General features: G+C 69.4%; 3 protein-coding genes. 1 reads left to right on the top strand and 2 read right to left on the bottom strand.

All coding sequences use genetic code 11. The features are described from left to right. Positions 1-98: 98 nt before the first annotated feature. The gene (locus VFG33_RS08055; RefSeq protein WP_325024031.1) at positions 99-1,016 is read left to right on the top strand and encodes a S66 peptidase family protein; all 918 of its coding nucleotides are present in this window, start codon (positions 99-101) and stop codon (positions 1,014-1,016) included. 20 nt (positions 1,017-1,036) lie between these two features. Here the strand turns inward: VFG33_RS08055 and VFG33_RS08050 are convergent, their stop codons facing one another. Together VFG33_RS08050 and VFG33_RS08045 are read right to left on the bottom strand one after the other, a co-directional pair. Next, on the bottom strand, positions 1,037-2,815 hold the full coding sequence (locus VFG33_RS08050; RefSeq protein WP_325024029.1) for an ABC transporter ATP-binding protein: 1,779 nt from the start codon (positions 2,813-2,815) through the stop codon (positions 1,037-1,039). Further along, the coding region (locus VFG33_RS08045; RefSeq protein WP_325024027.1) for an ABC transporter transmembrane domain-containing protein at positions 2,812-4,620 on the bottom strand (1,809 nt) is incomplete at its 5' end. The genes VFG33_RS08045 and VFG33_RS08050, both read right to left, overlap by 4 nt.

The raw sequence follows: 4,620 nt of genomic DNA, 5'->3' as shown, positions 1-4,620 counted from the left end.
GACGGTGCCGTCGACTGCCAGCCAGTGGTCGAGCCTCGCGCGGGGCGCTTCCGGGCCTATCTGCCCAGACGCGCGGCGGCTGAGCTAGCGTGCCGCGCATGACTGAAGTGAGGAAGCCTGCGCGGCTGAAGGTCGGGGATCGGGTGGCGGTGGTGGCGCCGGCTGGGCCGTTGGCGGCGGAGAACGTGGAGCTCGGGACGAAGTACCTGGTCGACTGGGGTCTCGAGGTCGAGGTGATGCCGAGCGCGATGGCTCGGCATCACCGGCTGCCCTATCTGGCCGGCGACGACGCGCAGCGTGCTGACGATTTCCGGTCCGCGTGGCTGGACCCGCAGTACGCGGCTGTGTTCGCCGGACGCGGTGGGTACGGCGTGCAGCGGACGCTGCAGCACCTCGACATCGACGAGTTGGCCGGGATCGAGAAGATCTTGGTCGGCTTCAGCGACCTGACCGCGCTGCACGAACCGTTCAACGCCCGCGGGCTCGTCACTGTCCACAGCCCGATGGCAGCGTCCGTGGGTCAGCTCAGGGCGCCGGAGTCGCGCGACCGCCTGCGCGACCTGCTGTTCTCGCCCGAGTCGATCAAGGACCTGCTCGACCCGATCGGCGCGCGCACAGTCGTCTCCGGTACTGCGGAGGGTCGCCTACGCGGCGGCAACCTGGCCCTCCTGGCAGCAAGCATCGGTACTCCGACCTACGCGCGTCCGGCCGGGATCGTGGTCATCGAGGACGTCACCGAGGACGGCTACCGGGTCGACCGGCTGCTCACCCAGTTGCTCAGGTCCGGGTGGTTCGAGGAGGTGACCGGACTGGTGATCGGCGACTTCAGCGATGCCGACGATCAGGGCCTGGTCGCCGAGGTGGTCCGCGACCGGCTGGAACCACTGGGCCTCCCGATGGTCCAGGGCGCCGCCATCGGCCACGAAGAGATCAACCTTGCCGTCCCCCTGGGCCTCCCTGTCCGCCTCGACGCAACCGCGGGCACCCTCGCCCCGTTGGAGACCCCCTTCAAGTGAAGGGAGTCTCCAATGGATGGTCAGCGGTCGCCGTGCCAGGAGTGCCAGAGGGCGGCATAGGGGCCTTCGGCATCGACCAGTTCGTCGTGACCGCCCAGTTCGACGATGCGGCCGTCCTCGACCACCGCGATCACGTCCGCGTCGTGCGCGGTGTGCAGCCGGTGTGCGATCGCGACCACGGTTCGTCCCTCCAGCACGCCGGCCAAGGACCTCTCCAGGTGACGAGCGGCCCGCGGGTCCATCAGCGAGGTGGCCTCGTCCAGGACCAGCGTGTGCGGGTCCGCCAACACCAACCGGGCCAGCGCCACCTGCTGTGCCTGCGCCGGGGTCAGCGAGACCCCGCCCGAGCCGACCTCAGTGTCGAGGCCGTGCTCGAACCCGGCCACCCAGGCGTGAGCGTCCACCGCCCGAAGAGCCGTCCACAGATCGGCATCGGACGCCTCCGTCCGGGCCAGCCGCAGGTTGTCCCGCACGCTGCCCACGAACACGTGGTGCTCCTGGTTCACCAGGGCGACGTGACTGCGAACCTGCTCGGCCGACATCTGGTCGAGAGCTGCACCGCCCAGAGTGATGTCGCCCAACCGCGGCGAGTAGATCCCCGCTAACAGTCGGCCCAGCGTCGACTTGCCCGCTCCAGACGGTCCCACCAGCGCAACCCGGGCACCGGGCTCCACTGTCAGCGTGACTCCATGCAGGACGTCCCGCCCTTCCAGATAACCGAACCGCACCTCATCGGCGAGGACAGTCCGCCCGTCAGGCTCTGTCTCGCCACTGCCCTCGTCTGCCTCGACCTCACGGACCCCGACCAGCCGGGCCAGGGAGACCTGGGCCACCTGCAACTCGTCGTACCAGCGGATCATCATGTTGACCGGCTCGACCAGCATCTGGATGTAGAGCGCACCGGTGGTCAGCGCACCGACCGTGAGCCAGCCCTGGATGGCGAAGCCGCCTCCGATCACCAGTACTGCGGCCAGCGCGACCGTGTGGGTCATGTTGATGACCGGGAACAAGATCATCCGCAGGTAGAGCGTGTACCGCTCCCACGCCACCCACTGCCCGATCCGGGTGTCGCCCAGCTTGATCCGCCGGCTGCCCAGCCGGTGCGACTCGACCGTGCGGCCGGCGTCGACCGTCTCGGCCAGGCCTGAGGCCACCGCTGCGAAGCCCGCCGCCTCCGACCGGTACGCCGAGGGCGCGCGGCGGAAGTACCAACGGGCACCGATGATCAGGATCGGCGCGGCGATCACCAGAGCCACGGCAAGCTCGGGTGCCGTTACGACCAGGGCACCGATCAGCAACGACGCCCAGATCACCGCGATCGTCAGCTGTGGAACCGCATCCCGCATCGCGTGTGACAGCCGGTCCACGTCCGTGGTGATCCGGGACAGCAGGTCGCCTGTACCGGCGCGCTCGAGCACGCCCGGCGGCAGTGCGACCGAGCGGACCAGGAAGTCCTCCCGCAGGTCGGCCAGCATCTCCTCGCCCAGCACCGCGCCACGGAGACGCGTGAGCCGGACGAACACCGTCTGCAGCAGCAGGGCGCAGGTGAAGCCGAGCACCACGTACGGCAGGTCGACATCGGTCTCGCCTAGAGAAAGCTTCTCCACGACGTTCCCCAGCAGCCACGGCCCGACCATGCCGCTCAGGGCGGCTGCCGCGTTGACGGCGGTCAGCCAGCCGAAGGCCCGGCGATGCCGCTTGAACAGCGTCCTCAGGTAGGCCTTGACCGTGGGAGCACCGGCCACCGGCAGGCGAGCCGCGACCTGCGGCGCTGCCGGGTCGTACTCAGGGCGCTTCACACCGACTCCTCGAGGGTTGGCTCGTCTTCACGGGTGACGACCGCGCGGTAGCGGGGGTTGCCGTGCACCAGGTCGTGATGGGTGCCGATGGCATCGACTTGACCGTCCGGCACGAACACCACCAGCTCTGCCCGGTCCAGCATCAGCGGGCTGGAGGTGAACACCACCGTGGTCCGGCCGGTCCGGAGCAACCGGAGGCTGTCCGCGATCCGCACCTCGGTGTGCGCGTCCACCGCGCTGGTCGGTTCATCCAGCACCAGCACTGTCGGGTCCACGTACAGCGAGCGGGCCAGAGCCACTCGCTGACGCTGTCCGCCGGACAGGGATCGCCCGCGCTCGGTGAGAACCGCTTCCATCGGATCGGTGAGACCATCCGGCAGCGACTGACGCAGTACGTCCATGATGTCGGCGCACTGGGCTGCGTCGAGCGCAGCCTCGGGGGTGACCGCGCCGCTCGAGGGCACGTCGAACAGCTCGCGGACAGTGCCGGACAGCAGCACCGGATCCTTGTCCTGCACCATTACTGCGGTCCGAGCCGACCCCAGCGGGATGTCGTCCAGCGCAACCCCGTCGAGCAGTACCGAGGCTGTCCCGGGCTCCGCCTCCGGGCTGTGGCCGCCAAGACGGTCCGCAAGGCGGCCGCTGGCGTCCGGATTACCGCAGACCACCACAATGAAGCTCCCGGCGGCCACGGCCAGACCAGAGACCGGGTCGACCAGGTCGCCGTCGGGCAGCTGAGCCTCGCCGGTCCCCATCGCCGCGTCGGTCCGCTGCAACGACAGCACTCGCGCCGCGCGCCGTGCCGACACCTTGGAGAAGATGAAGGCGCTAGCTGCCTCCTCGAAGGTGTGCAGCGGCACCATCATGAAGGTGATGAACCCGTACGTCGTGACCAGCTCACCGACGCTGATCCGGCCGGAAATCACCAAGCGCACTCCCAGCCAGACGATCAGCACCAGGAAGATCCCGAACAGGAGCACCTGCAGGGCGGCGATCAGCGACCACATCCGTGCACTGCGGACCGCGCTCGCCCTGTACTCCTGCGAGGCCGCGCGGTACCGCTCCAGGAAGAGCTGCTCGCCACCGATGCCCCGCAGTACGCGCAGACCGGCGACAGTGTCGGCGGCGAGCTCGGTGGCCCGGCCGCCCGTCGCCCGCTGGGCGTCCGCCCGGCGCTCAGCCGGGCCCATCAGCGGGACGATCGAGAAGGCCAGCACCGGTACTGCGACGGCGACCACCAGGCCGAGCTGTGGTTCGTAGAAGAGCAGCCCGATCACGACCGCGAAGCAGGTCAGCAGGGCGGCGGCGAACCGGCCGAGCACCTCGACGAACCAGCCGATCTTCTCGACGTCGCCACTGCTCACCGCGACCACCTCACCGGCGGCGATCCGCCGGGTGAGCAGCGAGCCCAGCTCCGAGGCCTTGCGGAACAGCAGTTGCTGCAGCCGGGACGCAGTAGCGATCCAGTTCGTCACCACGGCGCGGTGGAAGAAGGAGTCCGCGGCGGCCTTCGCGGCACCGAAGGCGAGCAGCAGCAGGCCGGACAGGATCAGCCGGGGCCAGGACTTGTCGATCACGGCCTGGACGGCCATGCCGACGGCGACGGGCGCTGCCGCGATCCCGCCGAAGTAGAGCACGCCCCAGCCCACCGAGATGAGCTGCCCGCGGAGCTGCTGATGTTCGAGCCAGAGAATGAGTCGGAGACCGGACCGGGTGTCAGGCACACCCGGATCGGCGAACGGAATGAGGCGCAGCGACATGACGTCCCAAAGGAGGCGTAGGGGGTTTCGAGACACCTGACCAGG

Origin of the sequence: Kribbella sp. (assembly GCF_035687465.1) — a bacterium.
GTDB lineage: Bacteria > Actinomycetota > Actinomycetes > Propionibacteriales > Kribbellaceae > Kribbella.
This window is presented reverse-complemented; position numbering and strand designations above follow the sequence as displayed.